The sequence below is a fragment of the Rhodoferax sp. genome (genome assembly GCF_012927445.1).
Lineage (GTDB): Bacteria > Pseudomonadota > Gammaproteobacteria > Burkholderiales > Burkholderiaceae_C > Rhodoferax.
The window spans coordinates 272,773-290,556 of sequence record NZ_JABBPD010000001.1 but is presented as its reverse complement, the minus strand read 5'-3'; the positions used below and the strand labels follow the sequence as shown (position 1 = coordinate 290,556).

The following is a 17,784-nucleotide window of genomic DNA, read 5'->3' as shown; positions in this document are numbered from 1 at the left end:
GTACATGAGGTCATTCCCGTGATAAGGTTGCCAGCGCGGACCCCAAGTGACTGACTTTTCACCTAGAGGTTCGCGCCCTCTGCAAGCTATTGAATTGATTCAAGTTTTTTTAATTTCCATGTTTTTGAATTTCAAAATATTTGTACTTTCCACCAGGTTCGCGCAACTGAACGAAAAAATCGTGTGGAAACAATGCGTTAGCGACGCGGGGATTCGCCCGGCAGCAATGCCGGGCGTGGATTGAAACGTACTGGCCTGCCGCAGAGATAACAGATGACAAATTGATTCGCCCGGCAGCAATGCCGGGCGTGGATTGAAACAGGACAAGCTGCGCGACGTGTGCCTTACGGTGAAGATTCGCCCGGCAGCAATGCCGGGCGTGGATTGAAACTCAAGTTGATAGCTATAACGCCAGGCAAACCAGGATTCGCCCGGCAGCAATGCCGGGCGTGGATTGAAACGCCAGTACCCGCGCGCAAAGTGCGGGCCGCATTGATTCGCCCGGCAGCAATGCCGGGCGTGGATTGAAACTGACCAGACTGTGCAGCTGTGAGCGTGGTTGCGGATTCGCCCGGCAGCAATGCCGGGCGTGGATTGAAACTTCACTAGGGTCTTTGATGACCGAGGTGGGGGCGGTGATTCGCCCGGCAGCAATGCCGGGCGTGGATTGAAACTTACTGAAGCCCTCTTGGTACAAGCCGAGGTCAGATTCGCCCGGCAGCAATGCCGGGCGTGGATTGAAACAACTGGGAATCAATGGGCTGGGACGACAAATGAAGATTCGCCCGGCAGCAATGCCGGGCGTGGATTGAAACATCATCAGGCGAGGCAAGTACATTCCAACAGATGATTCGCCCGGCAGCAATGCCGGGCGTGGATTGAAACCCATCAAGAAGGTGTCCTCGCGCTTGTCGGCAAGAGATTCGCCCGGCAGCAATGCCGGGCGTGGATTGAAACGCTTTGATAGCAAGCTGGTTGCCGTTGACCATGGATTCGCCCGGCAGCAATGCCGGGCGTGGATTGAAACCTTTCGGATGCTCTCGCGCAGCTGCTCGGCCTTTGATTCGCCCGGCAGCAATGCCGGGCGTGGATTGAAACCATTCATACCCAGCCCTCGCCTGCCCAAGAACGCACGATTCGCCCGGCAGCAATGCCGGGCGTGGATTGAAACCCCTTCATAGCGCCGGCAAAGTCAACCGGGACGGATTCGCCCGGCAGCAATGCCGGGCGTGGATTGAAACAATACCGTATTGCCGGTTCGATGGTGGTGAAAAGGGATTCGCCCGGCAGCAATGCCGGGCGTGGATTGAAACCTCAACGTTATCGAGCTTGGTTAACTCGGCCATGATTCGCCCGGCAGCAATGCCGGGCGTGGATTGAAACCGCACCATCAGGTCCAGCCGGGCCAGTGCGTTCGATTCGCCCGGCAGCAATGCCGGGCGTGGATTGAAACAATGTGATAGTGGGTTGCTTGCTCATGCTTTCAGATTCGCCCGGCAGCAATGCCGGGCGTGGATTGAAACTGATCGAAGCCGTCAGCCTGCAAGCTGCAGTGGGATTCGCCCGGCAGCAATGCCGGGCGTGGATTGAAACCGGTTGTTCGTGGTTTCGGCGGCGTTCAGAAAATAGATTCGCCCGGCAGCAATGCCGGGCGTGGATTGAAACCGGTTGAGTGTGGCGGTGAATATCCAAGGCCGGGATTCGCCCGGCAGCAATGCCGGGCGTGGATTGAAACCCGTTTTAGAACACGTAACGTCGGCCTCGCCAGTGATTCGCCCGGCAGCAATGCCGGGCGTGGATTGAAACCGGTCGCTAGCTTGCTTACTTGTTGGGGGTTTTTGGATTCGCCCGGCAGCAATGCCGGGCGTGGATTGAAACCTGTTGAACATCGGCCGGTGTTCAATGGAAAAGGTGATTCGCCCGGCAGCAATGCCGGGCGTGGATTGAAACTCTCGCTGGTGGTTGGCCCGGTGTGGCGCTCATGATTCGCCCGGCAGCAATGCCGGGCGTGGATTGAAACCCGAGCCAGTTGCCCGCAATGCCCGCTTGCCGAGATTCGCCCGGCAGCAATGCCGGGCGTGGATTGAAACTGCTTACGCTGTGGTTGACATTACCGCTGCTACCGATTCGCCCGGCAGCAATGCCGGGCGTGGATTGAAACACGTCGAAGTACGGCATCGAGCAAGCAGCGGGCGATGATTCGCCCGGCAGCAATGCCGGGCGTGGATTGAAACCGCATGCAGCGCTCGTTTGGAAGCGACGCACCCACGATTCGCCCGGCAGCAATGCCGGGCGTGGATTGAAACCACCTTGACCCACTTTGTTGTCAGTGATGTGCGCTTTGGATTCGCCCGGCAGCAATGCCGGGCGTGGATTGAAACCCGCCGTGTTTGACGATGTGTCCGACCGGCTGAAGATTCGCCCGGCAGCAATGCCGGGCGTGGATTGAAACAATGGTGAGTGCAAGCGGTTGATTATCAATATGCCGGATTCGCCCGGCAGCAATGCCGGGCGTGGATTGAAACAGCAAGTCGTCTGAGCGCCGTTGCCGGTTCGTCCGGATTCGCCCGGCAGCAATGCCGGGCGTGGATTAAAACGGGGGTGGGTTCTGGGCATCGCGCCAACGCATGGCACAAGGTTTTCATGCATCCAACCGACCTCCAGCTGAATAAAAATATCAGCGCAGACGTAGCGGGTCTCGCCTGCGATCGGTCTTGGGTTTGGGGCTGGGGTAGGTGCTGCTGTCCGGCGGTTGGGAATCGGTCCATCCAAAAAAGGCGCAAATCTCTGGGCGTTGCCGCATTGCATCCGCATAGCCCAGTGCCATCAACTCTTGGGTGTACCCACTCTCGAACAGCAAATAGCTCGCCAGCGCCGCGCCTTTGATGTCAGCCGCGCTGGAGGACACTCCCACGCCGCCGAGCATGGTGCGCACTGCGGGCGGTAATTCGCCCACATGGCGGGCGGCGATCGCGTCCAGCCGTTGCGAAGGCGCAATCACCAGCAACCCGATGGTTCGCAGGGCGCTGCCACCGCGCGCCTCGGGCGGTACCAGTGACAGGGTCTGGTTAATGCGGCGCACCCGTTCCACATCCACCGCCAGCGCGTCCAGAAAGATGTTGGACAGCGCGTGGCCGGCAATCTGCGCCAGCGACGGGTAGCTGCTGTTGGTGTGCAGATGGACTTCATTTTTGGGCTCATGCATGCGTCCGGCCCCTACCATCAGTATCCGCGTGGCGCCCAAATGGATCGCGGCGGCGATGGGCGCGGACTGGCGCATGGAGCCGTCGCCAAAATACTCGGTTTTTCCGTCGATTTGCAGGGGCGTGGCCGGAAACACAAAGGGAATCGCCGATGACGCCAGCAGATGGGCATGCGTGATGTGGTCGCGTACCGAGCGGCGCTGCGACCGCACCCAAGGCCGCAGGCGTTTGTGACCCTCGAAAAAAGTGACGTGCTCGCCCGAGCTGTAGCTTGATGCGGTAACGGCCAGCGCCTGCATATGCCCCTTGCGAATCAGGTAGGGCAGACGCTCTAGCGGCACCAGTTGTTTGAGCAGCTCGGCCAACGGTGCGTTGTCCAGCAGGGAGCGTGGTTTCAGGCGCCGCCATTTCGCCACCAGCCAGCCCACTGACAGCAGCGTCATCCAGGTGGCGCCCGAGCGCAGCATGCTCAACGAGTCGGCCCGGTAGACCTGGTGCGCCTCGAAGTTTTTCCAGACCTCGGCGATGCGGCGCACCGTGCCATCAAAATCATCGGCGCCACAGGCCAGTGCTGCGGCATTGATGGCCCCGGCCGAGGTGCCGGTGATGATCGGAAACGGGTTGGCCGGCCCTTGTGCGCCGGCAACTTTGCGGATGTCGGCGATGGCCTCCAGCACCCCGACCTGGTAGGCCGCACGCGCCCCGCCGCCGGTCAGCAGCAGCCCGGTGGTAGAGGGCGTCGTGGGCAAAGAATTCAGCATGAAATCATTATCGGCCCGCACCAGGGCGGGCAAGAACCGGAAAGCGGGGAAAAGCACGCTTTTTCGGGGACAACCCCGATTCGCCTACGCCAGCAAGGTTAAGGCAGTATTCGCTAGACTAGCGGCCTTCAGGAGTAATCAATGGCCGTGACAGAACAGATGCTGATGGACGCACTTAAAAGTGTGATCGATCCCAATACCGGGCGCGACTTCGTGTCCTCCAAATCCATCAAGAATTTGACCCTCACCGACGGTGATGTGGCCTTTGACGTTGAACTGGGCTATCCGGCCAAAAGCCAGATCCCCGGCTTTCGCAAGGCGCTGATCGCCGCCGCCAAAGGCGTGGCGGGCGTGGACAACGTGTCGGTCAACGTCAGCATGAAGATCGTGCCGCATTCGGTGCAGCGCGGCGTGCAGTTGTTGCCCAAGGTGAAGAACATCGTGGCGGTGGCTTCCGGCAAGGGCGGCGTCGGCAAGAGCACCACCGCCGTCAATCTGGCGCTGGCGCTGGCCGCTGAAGGCGCCAGTGTGGGGCTGCTGGATGCCGATATTTACGGCCCCAGCGTGCCGATGATGATGGGCATCAGCGGCAAGCCGGACAGTACCGATGGACAAACCATGGAGCCGCTGGAGAACTACGGCGTGCAAGTCATGTCGATCGGTTTTCTGGTGGCACAGGACGAAGCCATGATCTGGCGCGGCCCGATGGCGACCCAGGCGCTGGAGCAGTTGCTGCGCCAGACCAACTGGCGCGATCTGGACTATCTGATTGTCGACATGCCACCCGGCACCGGCGACATTCAGCTGACCCTGTCGCAACGCGTGCCCATGACTGGCGCCGTGGTGGTGACGACGCCGCAGGACATTGCGCTGCTGGATGCCAAAAAAGGCATCAAGATGTTCGAAAAAGTCGGCGTGCCGATTCTGGGCATCGTGGAAAACATGGCGGTGCATGTCTGCAGCAACTGCGGCCATGTCGAGCACATTTTTGGCGCTGACGGTGGCAAAAAGATGGCGGCCGACTACGGCATGGATTACCTGGGCGCCTTGCCGCTCGATATGCAGATCCGTCTGCAGGCCGACAATGGCAAGCCCACCGTGGTGTCGGACCCCGATAGCGAAGTGGCCAGCATTTACAAAGCGGTGGCGCGCAAGGTGGCGGTGTCGATTGCGGCGAAAAACAAGGATTTTTCTTCCAAGTTTCCGTCCATCAAAATCTCGAAAGATACTTGATCTGGGTTTGATATTCGTCAAGCCGGTCTAGCCGTTAATCAGTAATTTGGTCGATTTGTCAGCCATGCAACCTGTTACTTTGCCTGTTACCGCAGATCTGCTCCCGGTGCTCTTGGCGACGCCGGATCAACTGCGCCAAAAGGCCAGGCGGGTGGCGCATCTGAAAGGCCGGCAAGTCGATGACACATCCAGACAAGAACTGCGTGCGCTGATTGGCCCGCCACCGCCGGGTGGCCATCGGCGTGACCTGCTGATCGAACATCTGCACCGGCTCAACGACCACTACCAGTGTCTGTTGGAGCGGCACCTGGTGGCGCTGGCCAGCGACATGCAACTGCCCATGGTTGAGGTGTTTGAGGTGGCCACCTTCTACCACCACTTCGAGGTTCTGGGCGACGGCCAAACCCCGGCGGCGCTGACGGTTCGGGTGTGCGACGGCCTGAGTTGCGCGATGGCCGGCTCGGCTGAGTTGAGGTCTCGCCTGCCTGCTTTGCTGGGCGAGACGGTGCGCGTGATGGCGGCGCCTTGTCTGGGGCGCTGTGAGCAGGCGCCCGCTGTGCTGGTCGGCCAACGGGCGGTGCCGCATGCCAACGTGGTGTTGGTGCTGGAAGCTTCAAAATTTATACAGAATGAGGCCGTAGCCCTCGTCAATACTGCGCAAGTAGCTACTGATTTTATAGCATTCAAGACCTACCGCCAGCAAGGCGGCTACGTGCTGGCCGCCGCCGTGGTGAATGGTGAAGAGCCAGCCGAAGACGTGATCCGCGCCCTGGAAGACTCCGGCCTGCGGGGTTTGGGCGGGGCGGGTTTCTCCGTAGGGCGCAAATGGCGCATCGTGCGCGCGCAGCCCGCGCCGCGTGTGATGGCGGTCAACATCGACGAAGGCGAGCCGGGAACCTTCAAGGACCGTACCTACCTGGAGCGCGACCCGCACCGCTTTCTGGAGGGCCTGCTGATTGCCGCCCAGGTCACCGGTACCGAGGCTTGCTACCTCTACCTGCGCGATGAATACCACGATGCGCGCCAGATGTTGACGCGCGAGATTGAGGCCCTGCAGGCGGATCCACCCTGTCCCTTGCCACACATCGAGTTGCGCCGTGGCGCCGGCGCCTATGTCTGCGGTGAAGAGTCGGCCATGCTCGAAAGCCTTGAGGGCAAGCGCGGCGAGCCGCGTCTGCGCCCGCCCTACGTGGCCGAGAAAGGCCTGTTTGGCCGGCCGACGCTGGTTCACAACTTGGAGACCCTGTACTGGGTGCGCGACATCGTGGAGAAGGGCGCGGACTGGTTTCGCGGTTTTGGTCGGCAGGGTCGCCACGGCTTGCGCAGTTTCAGTGTCAGTGGTCGGGTCAAGCTGCCGGGGGTCAAACTGGCCCCGGCCGGCATCACGGCGCGCGAGTTGATTGACGAATACTGCGGTGGCATGCTGGACGGGCATACGCTGTATGCCTACCTGCCGGGTGGCGCTTCGGGGGGCATTTTGCCGGCCCGCCTCGCCCATCTTCCGCTGGACTTTGACACCTTGCAACCTCATGGCTGCTTCATCGGCTCGGCCGCCCTGGTGGTACTGAGCCAGCAGGACCGGGCGCGGGATGCCGCCCTGAACGCCATGCGCTTTTTTGCGGCGGAGAGTTGCGGCCAGTGCACGCCGTGCCGGGTCGGCACGGCCAAAGCCGCCAAGCTGATGGAAGCGCCCGTCTGGGACAACGCCACGCTGGACGACCTGAATGCTGTGATGGTGGATGCCTCCATTTGCGGACTGGGGCAGGCGGCGCCGAATGTGGTGCGCTGTGTGCAGCAATATTTTTCGCATGAAATTGAAGGCGGGGCAGGGGATGCGTTGACACCTTTCGTGGCGGAGTGACTCGAATGACCACGCTAGCCCCAAGCTCTCAAACCGTGATCACCTTCACGCTCAACGGCAATGCTGTGCAGGCCAATGAGGGCGAAAGCATCCTGCAGGCCGCGCAGCGCCATGGCGTTGACATCCCCCATCTTTGCTACAAGGACGGTCTGCGGGCCGATGGCAATTGCCGCGCCTGTGTGGTGGAGATTGCGGGCGAGCGCACCTTGGCCCCGAGTTGTTGCCGCAGCGTCACGGCGGGGATGCAAGTGCAGGCCCACAGCGAGCGCGCCGTCAAAAGTCAAAAACTGGTGCTGGAGTTGCTGCTGTCGGACATGCCCGACCAGGGCTACAAGTGGAATGACGGCGAGCGTGGTCTGGCTGGTCAACACGGTGAGTTGAGCGACTGGGCGGCGCGGTTGAACGTTTCTGTGCGCCCTCAACTCAAGGCCTTGCGCCGTGAGCAACCCAGGGCGGATGTGTCGCACCCGGCGATGGCGGTCAACCTCGATGCCTGCATCCAATGCACCCGCTGCGTGCGCGCCTGCCGCGAGGTGCAGGTGAACGACGTCATCGGCTACGCCCATCGCGGAGCCCACAGCGCCATCGTCTTTGACCTGCAGGACCCGATGGGTAACAGCACCTGCGTCGCCTGCGGCGAGTGTGTGCAGGTCTGCCCCACGGGCGCCTTGATGCCCAAAACACTGATCGGGTCGCAGCGTGTGGACAAAGTCGTGGATTCGGTTTGTCCATTCTGCGGCGTCGGCTGTCTGCTCAGCTACAAGGTCCGGGACAACAAAATTGTCGCGGTGGACGGCCGCGATGGCCCGGCCAACCACAGCCGTCTGTGCGTCAAGGGTCGCTTCGGTTTTGACTATGCGCATCACCCGCACCGGCTCACGCAACCCTTGATCCGGCGCGCTGATGTGCCGAAAGACACGACGGTGACGCGCGACCCGGCGGACTGGGCCAGCGTGTTCCGCGTAGCCACCTGGGACGAGGCACTGAACCTGGTCGGCGGCCAGCTCCAGCAGTTGCGCGACGCGTTTGGGCCTAAGTCACTGGCCGGTTTTGGCTCGGCCAAAGGCAGCAACGAAGAAGCCTACCTTTTCCAGAAACTGGTGCGCACCGGTTTCGGCTCCAATAACGTGGACCACTGCACGCGCCTGTGTCACGCCTCCAGCGTGGCGGCGTTGCTGGAAGGGGTCGGTTCCGGCGCGGTCAGCAACCAGGTGAGTGATGTGGACCACGCCGAGCTGATTTTGGTGATTGGCTCCAACACCGCAGGCAACCACCCAGTGGCCGCCACCTGGATGAAAAACGCGGCCAAGCGCGGCTTGAAGATTGTGACGGCAGACCCTCGCGGCACCGACCTGGACAAGCAGGCGTGGCGCACGCTGCAGTTCAAGGCCGACACCGACGTGGCGCTGATCAACGCCATGATTCACACGATCATTGAAGAGGGCTTGACCGACCCCGCGTTCATTGCCGCCCGCGTGTCCAATTTTGAAGCGGTGCGCGAGGGCGTGCGCGCCTTCAGCCCCGAGGCCATGGCGCCGGTCTGTGGCATCCCGGCGGCCCGCATCCGCGAGGTGGCGCGCGCCTATGCCAAAGCGAAAGCGGCCATGATTTTCTGGGGCATGGGCATCAGCCAGCATGTGCACGGCACCGACAACGTGCGCAGCCTGATTGCGCTGTGCATGGTGGCCGGTCAGATTGGCAAACCGGGTTCCGGCCTGCACCCCTTGCGCGGACAAAATAATGTGCAGGGCGCCAGCGACGCCGGCCTGATCCCCATGATGTTTCCCAACTACCAGCGCGTCACCGACAAAGCCGCGCATGACTGGTTTGAGAAGTTTTGGGGCGCCAAGCTGGATGACCAGCCCGGCTATACCGTGGTGGAAATCATGCGCAAGGCGCTAAGCGACGAGAGCGACCCGCACAAGGTGCGCGGCATGTACATCATGGGCGAGAACCCGGCCATGAGCGACCCCGACCTGAATCATTCGCGTCGCGCTTTGGCATCGCTGTCGCACCTGGTGGTGCAGGACATCTTCATGACCGAAACCGCATGGCTGGCGGATGTGGTGCTGCCGGCCACCGCCTGGCCGGAGAAAACCGGCACGGTGAGCAACACCGATCGCATGGTGCAACTGGGCCGGCAGGCGATCGAGCCGCCAGGCAACGCAAAGCCTGATTTGTGGATCATTCAGCAGATCGCCCAGCGCATGGGATTGACCTGGAACTACGGTGAGATGGATGCCGCCGCGCCGGGCCGCCCCAAGCAAGGCACGGCCCCCTCGGGGGGCAGCGCAGTACGCGAAGTGGCAAGCGTGGGGGCTATGGTCGCCGTCGTCTATGAAGAGATGCGTCAGGCCATGCACACCGCCATCGGTGGCATCAGGTGGGCGCGGCTGCAGCGCGAAGGCAGTGTGACCTACCCGTGTTTGAGTGCCGCTGACCCCGGTCAAGCAACGATGTTCGCCGACCACTTCCCCACCTCTGACGGCCGAGCCCATCTGGTGCCGACCCTGCTGATCCAGGCCGATGAAAAACCGGATGCGGACTACCCGCTGGTGCTGATTACCGGGCGCCAGCTGGAGCACTGGCACACCGGCAGCATGACGCGGCGCTCACAGGTGCTGGATGCGCTGGAGCCCGTCGCCACCGCCTCGGTCAATGGCCGTGAGCTGGAGCGCCTGGGCGTGCCCGCCGGGACCCTGGTCAATCTGCGCTCGCGCCGCGGTGCCGTGACGGTGCGTTTGCGCTGCGATGACGGCACGCCGGATGGCACGGTGTTCATGCCGTTTGTCTACCGCGAGGCAGCAGCCAACTTGCTGACCAATGCCGCACTTGATCCCATTGGAAAAATACCCGAATTCAAATACTGCGCGGTGTGCATGACGCCCATCAACGAATAGCGTTTATCGGACGACTTAGCGCATGTTCGCACGTGCGCCAGTCAGCCTCGTGTAGATCCGGTTTTCGCACTGCCCCCCACGGCCACCCGGATGGGCCCGCCGCGGGTGATAAGGGCCTGGGCTAGCGTTGGATGCCCCGTCTGCCGTATTGCTTTTCTCAATCCGTTACATTCAAATCCCTATGCCCAACATTCGTCCCTCCATTGAAGTCGCCGTCGTCATGCGCCGTGAACGCACCACCGGGCCATCGAGCCGCTGGCAACCCTGGCGCTGGGTGCTGGCGGAGGTGGTTCCGCAGGAGGACGGCTTTGGCCGCACACCGCGCCTGCTCTATAAAAATGATAGCGAAGAACGCTGGCTGCACCCGGGCTACAAGGTCGAATTGTTCAAAGATGATGCAGAAGGCTACTACCTCAACGCCACCACGGAAGCGCCCGGCTGGTTTGTGCTGTGGCGCATGGAAGAAGCGGCCGGCATCACCGATGAACCCATTGCCAAGCCCGAGGTGGTGAGTTTGAGTTATTACGATGCCGGTCGCTGGCTGGACGCTCAGGAAACTGTGGAGCAACTGCCGGCCCCGGCGCCGGTGGTGGAATGGTTGAAGTCCTTTGTGGACGAACACCATGTGCCGGAACCCAAACGCCGCAAGCGACCCGAGAGTTTTCGGGCCTTGACCGACCGCTTTGGTAATCCGGCGTCGATCACGACCGAGAAAAAATCGGGGGCTGGCCGTGGCTGATGGTTTTCTGGGGCGCTGGTCGCAGCGCAAGCAGGCGGTGCGCGAGGGCAAGGTGCTGGACGAACCCATCGCCAAGCCGACCCCTGTGGCGGCGCCGCAGAGCAAGCCCGACGAAGCGCTTGCCGCTGTGCTGGCCGCCCAGACGGCCGAGCCTGCGCCGGTAGCACCCCCGCCGCCCACGCTGGAAGACGTGCAGCATCTGACGCCCGAATCCGACTTCAAGCCCTTTGTGGCGCGTGAGGTCGCGCCGGAGGTGCGCAATGCCGCGATGAAAAAACTGTTTGCAGATCCCCATTTCAACGTGATGGACCGGCTGGACATCTACATTGACGACTATTCCAAGCCCGATCCCTTGCCTGCCTCGATGCTGCGCCAAATGGTCAGTGCCAAGTTTCTCAATCTGTTTGAGGAAGAAGACAAAGACCCGCCCGCCACCCGGGTAGGGGATGATGCCCATACCCCCACGCCGCGATCCATGGCACAGTCGACGCCGCCGTTGCCATCCACCGGCCCTGAACACCTTACCGAGAACAAGCCCTCAGAGCAGGGCGTAGACCATGACCACACTGATATGCGATTGCAACCAAACCATGCCGCTGGACCCCAGGAGCCTAGGCGCAGCACTGAATGAAACCCTGACCCTGCATTCCACCTTGTGCCGCCGCGAGGCGGGCGCTTTTCTCAAGGCGATCCAGTCGGGCGACGACGTGGTGGTGGCCTGTACCCAGGAAAAACGGCTGTTTACCGAACTGGCCGAGCAGACCACTGGGGCCGAGCGCGGCGCGGCTTACGCGCCGATTCGTTTCGTGAACATCCGCGAAACCGGCGGCTGGAGCCGTGACGCCGCCCAGGCCAGCCCGAAAATTGCGGCGCTGCTGGCGGCGGCGCATTTGCCTGAGCCTGAGCCGGTGGCCACCGTCACGTACAAGAGCGCCGGGCGCTTGCTGATCATTGGCGAGTTGGGCGCCGCCGAACGTGCCGCCGAATTATTGGCGGATGAACTCGACATCACCCTGTTCACGCAAGGCGCGGGGGACTTGGGCGCCGCCCAGGAGCGGCGTTACCCGGTGCTCGGTGGCCAGATTCAGTCTTTAACTGGCTGGCTGGGGGCCTTTGAGCTCAAGTGGCTGCGCAACAACCCGATTGATCTGGACCTGTGCACGCGTTGCAACGCCTGCCTGGTGGCGTGCCCGGAAGCTGCCATTGGACTGGATTACCAAATTGACCTGGACTTGTGTCAATCGCACCGGTCCTGCGTCACGGTGTGCAAGGTGGCGGGTGCGATTGATTTCAGCCGGGAGCCCGAGACCTCCAGCGAAACGTTTGATCTGGTGCTTGACCTGCGCGCCACACCGGCCTTCACCCAGCATGCCCTGCCCCAGGGCTACCTGCGCTGGGATGGCCGGGACCTCAAGCCGCTGATGAAGTTGCGTGCGCTGGTGGGTGAGTTTGAGAAGCCCAAGTTTTTTGTCTACAAGCAAAAACTGTGCGCCCACAGCCGCAATGAAAAAACCGGCTGCCATGCCTGCATCGACGTCTGTTCGGCGTCGGCTATCAGCAGCGACCGCAGTCGTCAGCAAATCAAGGTCAATCCCAATCTGTGTGTCGGCTGCGGCACTTGCACCACGGTCTGTCCCACTGGCGCCTTGACCTATGCCTATCCGCGCGCCAGCGATCAGGGCGTCAAGTTCAAGACCCTGCTCGGCACCTATGCGCGCAGCGGCGGCAAAAATGCCGCGCTGCTGTTGCACAGCCAGGAGGGCGGCGCGCGCCTGCTGGGTGACTTGGGTCGTTTGGCGCAGTTGGAGCGCGCCACCCAAGATGGCACGCATGGCGTGCCAGCACGCGTGCTGCCGATTGCGCTGTGGCACACCTCGTCGCTCGGGCTGGAAGTCTGGCTGACGGCGATTGCCTACGGTGCCTCGCAGGTCTGGGTGCTGATGACCGAAGAGGAAGCGCCGCAATACCATGAGGCGATTCGCAGCCAGATGGCGGTGGCACAAGCCATCCTGACGGGACTGGGCTACCAGGGCGAACATTTCCGCGTGCTGCATGCCCGGGACGCCCGCGACCTCGCGGCGTTCGATGGCGATTTGCAGGCCGTTCCGGCCCAATGTGTCAGCCGCAGCGCTGGCTTCGCGGTGCAAGCCGACAAGCGGGCCACGCTGGAGTTGGCGCTGGACCATTTGATCGCGCACGCGCCGGTCAAAACAGAACGCATTGCCTTGCCCGCCAGCGGTTCGCCACTGGGTGCGCTCAAACTCGACAAGGACGCCTGCACCCTGTGCCTGAGCTGCATCAACGCCTGCCCGGCCAGTGCCTTGCAGGACAACCAGGAATCGCCCCAGCTCAAGTTCATTGAGAAAAACTGTGTGCAGTGCGGCCTGTGCGTCACGACCTGCCCGGAAAAAGCGCTGTCGCTGGTGCCGCAACTGAACCTGCTGCCGCAGCGCAAAGAGGCGGTCGTGATCAACGAGATGAAGCCCTACGCCTGTGTGCGCTGCAGCAAACCCTTTGGCACGCTCAAAGCGATTGAGGCCATGCTCGGCAAGCTCAGCGGTCACAGCATGTTTCAGGGCACCGCGCTGGAACGCCTGAAAATGTGCAGCGACTGCCGGGTGATCGATATTTACTCGGCCCAGAACGAAACCAAAATAACGGACCTCTGACCATGATGCCAGTACCCAACGCCATGCCAACCAGCGCCCTTGACGAAGAAACCGCCCGTTCAGAGCTTTATGGGCTGCTAGCCCTTTTGTACTATGCGCCACCAGCTACTGAATTGATAGCTAATCTGCGGGTGGCTGCGACCGATGCGCCCGCCGCCGGGGCCTTTCTGGAAGAACCGTGGCGCGCCCTGGTGGGGGTTGCCCGCGAGATGACGGACGCGGCCATTCAAAGTGAATACAACACTTTGTTTGGCGGCATGAGCAAGCCCGAGGTGTACCTGTATGGCTCTCATTTCCTGAGCGGTTTTCTGAACGAGAAGCCGCTGGCCCGGCTGCGCACCGAGTTGGCGAATCTGGGTCTGGCGCGTGATGACGGCATGTCAGAGACCGAAGACCACGTGGCCTACTTGTGCGAGGTCATGCGCTATCTGATCGCCGGTGAAGATGTGACGGTCGCCAACCTCACGCGTCAAAGCGAGTTCTTTGCCAATCACCTGCAACCCTGGGTGCTGCTGATGTGCGATGACCTGCAGCAACACCCCAAAGCCCGGTTTTATGCGGCGTTGGCCGAACTCACCCGCGCCTTCATAGGGGTTGAGGCGCAGGGCTTTGACATGCTGGACTGAGCGGGAAGCCGCGCATTGATCCGTTCAGGCCGACCGGCTGGCTGCCTCGTCCTGCTTGTCGGGTGATTGCGGTTCGCACAGCAGCCAGATGCTGAACACGGCGCCCTGGGCCTCTTCCCCCCGTTCCTGCCGGTTGGCGCCGCGGATGCTGCCGCCATAGCGTTCCACCAGCCCCACGCTGATCCACAAGCCCAGCCCGTTGCCTTCACTTTTGGTCGTGAAGAAGGGGCGGAACAGCTTCTCCTGTGTGTCCGGGCTGAGGCCGGCGCCGCTATCGCAGACCTCAATCACGACGCCGGGGCGACCCTGCTGGTCACGCTGGTCGTGGCTGCGCAGCAGCAGGGTGCCGCCTGCCGGCATGGCCTGGATGGCGTTGCTCAGCAGATTGATCACGACCTGTTGCAACTCCTGGGCGTTGATGCCGACCACGCTCGTGGCCTGCCACTCGCGCACCACCTCAATGCGGGTGTGGGCCAGCAGATGCCCGACCAGCACCAGCGAGTCGTTCAGGGTGCGATTGACATCCACCGGCTCCACGTAGCCCGCATAGTCCGTGGGCCGCGCGTATTGCAGCAGCTGGGTGACGATCAGCCGCATCCGGTCCACCTGCTGGTCCAGTAGCTGCAGTTCCGCCGCCACCGGCCGCGCCTGCTCGCCAAGCAGTTCGCGCATCAGGTCCAGATTGCCCTGCATCACCGCAATCGGGTTGTTGATTTCATGCGCCACGCTGGCGGTCAGCTGGCCGATGGCAGCCAGTTTTTCTGACTTGATGAGTTGCTGCTGGGCCTGTTGCAGGGAGGTGTTGCTTTGGGCCAGCTCTTGCGTGCGCGCAATCACTTTGGCATCCAGTTCGGCGGCACCGCGTTGCAGGGTGCGGGTCTTGTCGTCAATCACGTTGAGCAATTGGTCGAGATGATTGGCCAACGCACCAATTTCGTCGCGCGCCTCGACGGCGCCAACCCGCGCGCCGGTGTCGCCTTCTTCGACACGTTGCATGGTGCGATTCATCTGCTCCACCGGCCGGAAGATGCTGCGCGCCCAGCGAACCGAGAACACGGCGGCGAGCAGCATCACAAGGAGGAAGATACCGGCAATCAGGGCCAGCAGACCGTATTTGACCAGTCGGAACGGTGCTTCCAGAAAGCCCACATACAGCATGCCGACCCGCTGGCCGCGGGCATCCAGCAGCGGCTCGTAGGCCGAGACATACCAGTCGTCCACCACAAAGGCGCGGTCCAGCCAGGTGTCGCCACGTTGCAGCACGGCATCGCGCACGGCCTGCGACACGCGGGTGCCGATGGCGCGCTGGTCCTGGAACAGCCGCACGTTGGTGGTGATGCGCACGTCATCCATGAACAGCGTGGCCGTGCCGTGGCTACCGAGGGGGAGCGAGCCCTCGGGATAGACGATGCGGTTGATGTGGTCGATCAGGCCCAGGTTCTGGTTGAGCAGCACGCCGCCGCGCAACAGGGCCAGGGTTTTGCCGTCGGCACCCAGGACCGGCATGGTTGAGAGCATGACCAGTGCCCGGTCTTCGATGGTGCGACGGGTGGGGGCGGCACCACGCGTGGCAATCAACGGGATTTGAATACGATCCGCCAGCTGGGGTGCCAAGCCCAACAGCTCGCTGGCAGCGAGTCGGGCCAGACTGGTTTGCCCGATGGCTCCTTGAAAGTGGCGCGCTGTTCCGCCATTGTCTTCCTTTAAGGGTGAGTCGGCGGTCAGCAGCACACCTTGTGGGCTGTAGAGGTTGATGAAGTCAAAGCCCAGGCGACCCCGTTCCTTGGTCAGCAGGGCGTGCAAGCCGGGCAAGTCATGCTGCGCCAGTGCCAGGTGCAAGGTGTGCGACGCGGCCACCGCCTGGGTACCGGACCCGACTTCGCCCAGAACCTGGCCGAAATAGCCGTGCGCCACGGCCAGGTCGCTGCGCACCTTGGTGATCAGCAGGCGGTCGTAGGCCGCATTGCCCCAGATGACGAGTGCGCCCACCAGCAGGGGCAGCACCACCAGCAAGGGCAGCAGTGCCATGGCCAGCAGCTTGTTGCGGATGGAGCGGGCGATCCAGCGCGGTGTCAGCAAAGCCCATAGCGCCGGCCGCACCGAGGTCGTTGACGTCACGGGGCGGCCCATTCGGCGCAGCGCCGTTCCAGCGTGCGGCGCGAGATGCCGAGCATCTGGGCGGCCTGTGTTTTGTCGCCCTGTACCGAATCGAGGATGGCGCAGATATGCTGTTTTTCCAGGGTCTGCAGGTCGGTGGCTCTGCGGTTTAAGCCGGCGACCGGCTGGGCTGGCAACGCTGGCTGGCTGACTGAATACAGTGCCGAGACATTGAGTGCGCCCAGAATCAGCGAGCGTTCAATCAGGTTGCGCAACTCCCGGACATTGCCCGGCCAGGGGTACTGCATCAGGTAGTCCAGCTCGGCGGGCGTGATGTCCAGCGGCGCCACGCCCAGCACGGGGGCCAGTTGCGCCATGAAATGGGCCACCAGATCGGCCATGTCCTCTTTGTGTTCACGCAGCGGCGGCAGCGTGATTTCCACCACCTGCAGCCGGTAATAGAGGTCTTTGCGGAAGCGGCCGGCCGCCACTTCTTCCACCAGGGAACGGTTGGTGGCGGCAATGATGCGCACGTTCACTGGCAGCAGTTTCTCGCTGCCAACCGGCCGGATCTTGAGGTCTTCCAGAGCCCGTAGCAAAGTGGCCTGCAAGGGCAATGGCAGATCAGCCACTTCGTCCAGAAATAGCGTGCCCCCCTGCGCGTAATAAAACAGGCCATCGCGCGCCTTGGTCGCGCCGGTGAAAGCGCCCTTGGCGTGGCCGAACAACTCGCTCTCGATCAGTTCGGGCGACATGGAGGCGCAATTGACCGGCACAAACGGACCTTGCGCGCGCAGGCTTAAGGCGTGCAGTGCGTGGGCCACCAGCTCCTTGCCGGTGCCCGATTCGCCTTGCAGCAGCACGGTGCTGTTGACCGCCGCAACCCGACCCAGCGACTGGGACAGCTGGCGCATGGCCGGCGAGTGGCCGACCAGGCCATTGCTGACATCCCGCCTGGTGGACAAGGTGTGACGCAGCACATGGTTTTCCCGCGTCAGACGAGCATTTTCAAAGCAGTGTTTGACCGCATTGAGAATCTGCGGCACCCGAAAGGGCTTGAGAATAAAGTCCGAGGCGCCTGCGCGCAGGGCTTCTATCGCGGTATCGAGATCGGCAAAAGCCGTGATCAGGATGACCTGCCCCGAAAAGCCCTGTTCGCGCAGCTCCTTGAGCCAGCTCACGCCATTGCGGCCGGGCAGTGAGATGTCGAGAATGATCAGGTCGATATGGTGGTTCTGCAGCATATCGGCGCCTTCTTCAGCGCTGCCGGCATTCATCACGGTGTGGCAGCGGGGAACCAGTGTCTTGACCAGAAAATTCCGCATGCCGGGCTCGTCATCCACGATCAGGATGGACCAGTCAGGCCAGCCTTCTTTGGCCTTGTCATTCATTGGGTGGGTGGGCGTTTGGAGCACTGTGTTCAATAAAGGTGAGCCTAAATTTTATCGGGGCATCCGACAAAATCACTCGGGTATGTATTTTTTTTGCGAATTGTCAAGCGTGAGGCAGGAGTGTGTTTGGCGCTGGCTTGGCAGTTATAACGGCCATTTTGTGCGACAAGTTGTCGCAAAATAGTCGTCAAGTTGTCGGGCGCAGATAGGTCTTGTTGTTTGAAAAAGTTGCAAGTCATTGATTCATATGAATTGCAATTTTAATGTTGTGATTGGCACGACTTATGCAATTAAAACTATAGTG

The 17,784-nt window shown here is 61.9% G+C and carries 10 protein-coding genes and 1 CRISPR repeat array; of the genes, 7 read left to right on the top strand and 3 right to left on the bottom strand.

The genetic code is table 11. The annotated features are described in order from the left end of the window. Nucleotides 1-210: 210 nt before the first annotated feature. Nucleotides 211-2,597: direct repeats of the CRISPR family, unit length 37 nt; unit sequence GATTCGCCCGGCAGCAATGCCGGGCGTGGATTGAAAC. Nucleotides 2,598-2,677: 80 nt separating this feature from the next. After that, complete coding sequence (locus HHJ17_RS01250) at nt 2,678-3,964, bottom strand: patatin-like phospholipase family protein (RefSeq protein ID WP_296504761.1); 1,287 nt, start codon at nt 3,962-3,964, stop codon at nt 2,678-2,680. Nucleotides 3,965-4,105: 141 nt separating this feature from the next. On the opposite strand from HHJ17_RS01250, the gene apbC reads away from it, so the two are divergent. The 7 genes from apbC (at nt 4,106) to HHJ17_RS01215 (ending at nt 13,992) form a co-directional block, all read left to right on the top strand. Beyond that, on the top strand, nt 4,106-5,197 hold the full coding sequence (apbC, locus tag HHJ17_RS01245) for an iron-sulfur cluster carrier protein ApbC (RefSeq protein WP_296504759.1): 1,092 nt from the start codon (nt 4,106-4,108) through the stop codon (nt 5,195-5,197). Between the two features lie 64 nt (nt 5,198-5,261). After that, complete coding sequence (locus tag HHJ17_RS01240) at nt 5,262-7,058, top strand: NADH-ubiquinone oxidoreductase-F iron-sulfur binding region domain-containing protein (protein ID WP_296504757.1); 1,797 nt, start codon at nt 5,262-5,264, stop codon at nt 7,056-7,058. A 5-nt stretch (nt 7,059-7,063) separates the two neighbouring features. Then, a complete protein-coding gene (locus tag HHJ17_RS01235) occupies nt 7,064-9,958 on the top strand; it encodes a molybdopterin-dependent oxidoreductase (RefSeq protein WP_296504754.1) in 2,895 nt (964 codons plus the stop codon). A 181-nt stretch (nt 9,959-10,139) separates the two neighbouring features. Next, the gene (locus tag HHJ17_RS01230) at nt 10,140-10,697 is read left to right on the top strand and encodes a DUF3305 domain-containing protein (RefSeq protein ID WP_296504752.1); all 558 of its coding nucleotides are present in this window, start codon (nt 10,140-10,142) and stop codon (nt 10,695-10,697) included. After that, nucleotides 10,690-11,328, top strand: coding sequence for a DUF3306 domain-containing protein (locus HHJ17_RS01225; protein WP_296504750.1), 639 nt, complete (start codon nt 10,690-10,692; stop codon nt 11,326-11,328). Before HHJ17_RS01230 ends, HHJ17_RS01225 begins: the two co-directional genes overlap by 8 nt. Next, nucleotides 11,255-13,366, top strand: coding sequence for a 4Fe-4S binding protein (locus HHJ17_RS01220; RefSeq protein ID WP_296504749.1), 2,112 nt, complete (start codon nt 11,255-11,257; stop codon nt 13,364-13,366). Before HHJ17_RS01225 ends, HHJ17_RS01220 begins: the two co-directional genes overlap by 74 nt. Before the next feature lie 2 nt (nt 13,367-13,368). Continuing rightward, nucleotides 13,369-13,992: a molecular chaperone gene (locus tag HHJ17_RS01215; RefSeq protein ID WP_296504747.1), complete on the top strand. Its 624-nt coding sequence runs from the start codon at nt 13,369-13,371 to the stop codon at nt 13,990-13,992. Between the two features lie 24 nt (nt 13,993-14,016). Here the strand turns inward: HHJ17_RS01215 and HHJ17_RS01210 are convergent, their stop codons facing one another. Both HHJ17_RS01210 and HHJ17_RS01205 read right to left on the bottom strand, forming a co-directional pair. Next, entirely contained in the window at nt 14,017-16,110 is a 2,094-nt protein-coding gene (locus HHJ17_RS01210) for a HAMP domain-containing sensor histidine kinase (RefSeq protein WP_296504746.1), read from the bottom strand. Then, complete coding sequence (locus HHJ17_RS01205; RefSeq protein WP_296500289.1) at nt 16,107-17,480, bottom strand: sigma-54 dependent transcriptional regulator; 1,374 nt, start codon at nt 17,478-17,480, stop codon at nt 16,107-16,109. The genes HHJ17_RS01210 and HHJ17_RS01205 overlap by 4 nt, the downstream gene beginning before the upstream one ends. Between the last annotated feature and the right edge of the window lie 304 nt (nt 17,481-17,784).

Bases quoted from the DNA above. Each gene is read 5' to 3' on its own strand.
- HHJ17_RS01250 (WP_296504761.1), bottom strand. From the start codon at position 3,964: ATGCTGAATTCTTTGCCCACGACGCCCTCTACCACCGGGCTGCTGCTG.
- apbC (WP_296504759.1), top strand. From the start codon at position 4,106: ATGGCCGTGACAGAACAGATGCTGATGGACGCACTTAAAAGTGTGATC.
- HHJ17_RS01240 (WP_296504757.1), top strand. From the start codon at position 5,262: ATGCAACCTGTTACTTTGCCTGTTACCGCAGATCTGCTCCCGGTGCTC.
- HHJ17_RS01235 (WP_296504754.1), top strand. From the start codon at position 7,064: ATGACCACGCTAGCCCCAAGCTCTCAAACCGTGATCACCTTCACGCTC.
- HHJ17_RS01230 (WP_296504752.1), top strand. From the start codon at position 10,140: ATGCCCAACATTCGTCCCTCCATTGAAGTCGCCGTCGTCATGCGCCGT.
- HHJ17_RS01220 (WP_296504749.1), top strand. From the start codon at position 11,255: ATGACCACACTGATATGCGATTGCAACCAAACCATGCCGCTGGACCCC.
- HHJ17_RS01215 (WP_296504747.1), top strand. From the start codon at position 13,369: ATGATGCCAGTACCCAACGCCATGCCAACCAGCGCCCTTGACGAAGAA.
- HHJ17_RS01205 (WP_296500289.1), bottom strand. From the start codon at position 17,480: ATGAATGACAAGGCCAAAGAAGGCTGGCCTGACTGGTCCATCCTGATC.